This is a genomic window from uncultured Megasphaera sp., from assembly GCF_900539295.1.
Lineage (GTDB): Bacteria > Bacillota > Negativicutes > Veillonellales > Megasphaeraceae > Megasphaera.
The window spans coordinates 1-3,238 of record NZ_UQBH01000048.1; the positions used below are offsets into that span (position 1 = coordinate 1).

Annotated in this window: 3 protein-coding genes; all 3 read right to left on the minus strand. The window is 48.3% G+C overall.

The annotated features are described in order from the left end of the window. Positions 1 to 143 precede the first annotated feature (143 nt). The 3 genes from QZQ46_RS10550 to QZQ46_RS10560 all read right to left on the minus strand — a co-directional run bounded on the left by QZQ46_RS10550 (position 144) and on the right by QZQ46_RS10560 (position 3,137). The gene (locus QZQ46_RS10550) at positions 144 to 1,160 is read right to left on the minus strand and encodes a LacI family DNA-binding transcriptional regulator (RefSeq protein WP_296829806.1); all 1,017 of its coding nucleotides are present in this window, start codon (positions 1,158 to 1,160) and stop codon (positions 144 to 146) included. Between the two features lie 204 nt (positions 1,161 to 1,364). Beyond that, positions 1,365 to 1,685: a PTS lactose/cellobiose transporter subunit IIA gene (locus tag QZQ46_RS10555; RefSeq protein ID WP_296829808.1), complete on the minus strand. Its 321-nt coding sequence runs from the start codon at positions 1,683 to 1,685 to the stop codon at positions 1,365 to 1,367. 12 nt (positions 1,686 to 1,697) lie between these two features. Further along, positions 1,698 to 3,137: a sugar porter family MFS transporter gene (locus QZQ46_RS10560; protein WP_296829813.1), complete on the minus strand. Its 1,440-nt coding sequence runs from the start codon at positions 3,135 to 3,137 to the stop codon at positions 1,698 to 1,700. Positions 3,138 to 3,238: the final 101 nt, after the last annotated feature.

Below are 3,238 nucleotides of genomic sequence, written 5' to 3' on the forward strand. Positions count from 1 at the left end.
AAGTCTCCTTTTTATTAGCGAGCTCGTGCTCGTAGATATTTAAAATAAAATGAATCGATACGATTCATCTTTTTCCGGCTTCTCCCCTTTGCGAGCCCGTGCTCGTAAAGGGGTAATAAAATAAGTCCCGAGGACTCATTTTATTATAAATTTTCTTTCAGCAAAATATTGATATCCATATACTGATACTCTTCCGGCCTGCGGCCGTAAATAAAGTAGTCACGCAGGGCCATGACGGCCTGGTAGCCTTGATTGATTAAATCGCTGCTGATAGTACATGAAACAGCACCGTCTTCTAAAAGCTTTATAATCTTAGGATACCGTTCATAGCAGACGACGGGAATATCCTGACAGTCCGCATCGGCTTTGGCCCGACAAATATCTTCAACGTTGCCGCAGGTGACAAAAAGGCCATTGATATCTTTGTGCTGAGTCAACAACTCTTTCGTCTTTTCATAGGCCAGTTTCGGCTGTTCATGGGTGATGATGCGCTTGACGACGGTCATGTCCGGCTCGTGTTCCCTGAGGTACTGCCGAAAGCCCTTCTCTCGAAGATCTACGGCCAACAGGTTGCGCGCACTTCCGGCAACGATCCCGATTCTCCCGATATGGGCCGTCAGCAGCCCCATCATCCGTGCTGCCGTTCGCCCCGCCTTAGCGGCATCCTGGCCGATATGGCACAAACGGTTGGACTTGATAATGTCCGTATTGACCGTCACCATAGGAATCCCGGCGGCAATAGCCTTATCGGCAGCCTTCCAGACATCGGGATGATTCAAGGGGGTGATGACGATCCCATCGACCTGATCGGTTACACAAGTTTCTAAGGCCTTGACCTGCCCTTGAACATCTAAGTATTTCAGAATATTGAAGCGGACTTCTATATTCAAAGACTCGATTTCTTGGCAGGCTTGCTCAATGCCTTCGTGAATATCTGAAAGAGCATCGACGACTAATAAGATGACGGAAATGATTCGCTTGTGCTTCTGTGCATTCAAAGCCTTTCCCAAGGGATTCACTTCGTAGCCGACGTCATCGATGATTTTTTGGACCTTAGCCCGCACTTCATCACTGACACCGGGCCGCTTGTGGAGGACCTTGTCGACTGTCGAGCGATGGACATTCGCCATTTCGGCAATCTGCTTAATTGTAACGCCCAAATCTATCACTCCTCATCATTTACGAGCCCGTGCTCTTTATGGGTACATGATAGCACAGTGTGTAAAGAACATGCAAGCTTTTTTACAAAACATTCCTCACTTGTATGGCAGATTAAAAAGTTATGCATTATAAATATAGCTACTTATAAAAGAAAGGCCTCTGCAGCGATTATCGACTGCAGAGGCCTTTCTTTCATATCAAATTTAGATGGCCATTACTTTAGCATATAAATGAACGATTTCCTTGGCCAGTTCGCGCATCACCATAGCCGTCATGACGTAATCCTGGGCGTGAGCTACGACGACGTTGAAAGGTTCCTTCCATTCGCCCTTGGCCTGACGCGTAATCAATTCATCGGTCTGGATTTGATGGGCTTTTAACAGCATCAAATCGGCTTCTTTCAATAAATCTTCAGCTTCTCCAAAATTTCCTCTTCGGGCCTGACGCAAAGCTTCTTGTACTTTAGCCTTGCCATCTCCGGCCTGGGCAATGATGTTAAAAGCAACTTCTTCGATGTGTGTCATCTCTATAACCTCCTAGTTTATCGATTCACTACGCAATTCATGCTGTATTTCATCTGCGCCCTTACCATAGCGGAAGCGTCGTTCGATGGATTCCAAAGAATGGCCCTTCGTTTCCGGTACAAAGTGAGCTACGCAAAGGACGGCAATGACGTTGATGGCTGCAAAGCCCCAAAAAGTATAGGACAAGCCGACATATTCCATAAAGATCGGGAAGGTAAAGCCGACGCAGAAGTTTGCCAGCCACAGGAAGCATACGGCAACGCCCATGCCCATACCGCGAAGGCGGGTCGGGAAAATTTCAGATAAAAGTACCCAGATAACGGGGGACACCGTCGATTGCTGGCAAGCTAAGAAGCTGACGGTCAACAGTAAAATCAAGTACGGCTGTATCGGAGAACCATTTAAGGATAAGGATACGAGGCCCATGAGTACCAAGACGATAATGATGCCGACTTGACCGCCGATCAGCATCTTCCGGCGGCCGACGCGTGCCAACAGCCAAAAGGCGAAGAACGTAGCGACGACAGAAATCAACCCATTGGCAATATTGCCAACCAGTGCCGCTTCCGTACTAAAGCCGGACCGCTGCAGGATTTGTGTACCGTAATACATGATGGAGTTAACGCCGGTCACCTGCTGCGTAGCTGCTAAGAACATGCCCAAGAAGACGATATGGCGAATCCATGGTGTTGCCAAGTCCTTTAACGTCGCTTTTTTCATCATGCGGTCCTTGGCCAGGTTATCCTGAATTTCATTTAATTCAGCAATCGCTCGTTCTACCGTTCTAGCCTTTTTCAAAACCATTAACGCATCGCTGATACGGTTATTTACAACGAGCCAGCGCGGTGATTCCGGCATCCGCCGCATGCCGATGAAGAGCAAGACGGCCGGGAAAACAGCGATGCAGAGCATATAGCGCCAAACGTGCTCGTTATGGCCCAGCATGATGCCTAAGCAGGCATTGAAGGTAAAGGCCAAAAGCTGCCCGGTAACTACCATCAGTTCACCTTGGTTGACCATCCGGCCGCGATGTTCTGCCGGCGATATTTCAGCTAAATAAACAGGAACCGTCGTGGCTGCGCCGCCAACGGCCATGCCCAAAATAAAGCGGCACAGAATCATGACCGCCGCATTGGGCGACAAGGTGCATCCTAAAGCTCCGAAGAAAAAGATGACGGCAAGAGTGCTCAACGTCCGTTTTCGGCCATAGGCATCGGAAAATCTCCCGCCAAAGACCGAGCCGATAGCAGCACCGAGAAGCAAGATACTCGCTACCAGGCCTTCTGTAACCGGCGTCAAATTAAGCTGATCCGGCCGTGACATATACGGCAGGGCCCCATTGATAACGCCCGTATCATAACCGAACAGCAAATTGCCGAAAGTCGAGATAATCATGACCTTCATAAGAAATTGATGAGGCGTTTGCTGTTTTTTATTTTCTACATTATCCATAACAGTCTCTCCTTACGCACATAAAAGGACACTTTATTTGCCAAGCAGTTCTCGTTCAATCCGTTCACGAGCTGCCGGAGCCTGGACTTCCATCTTTTCGG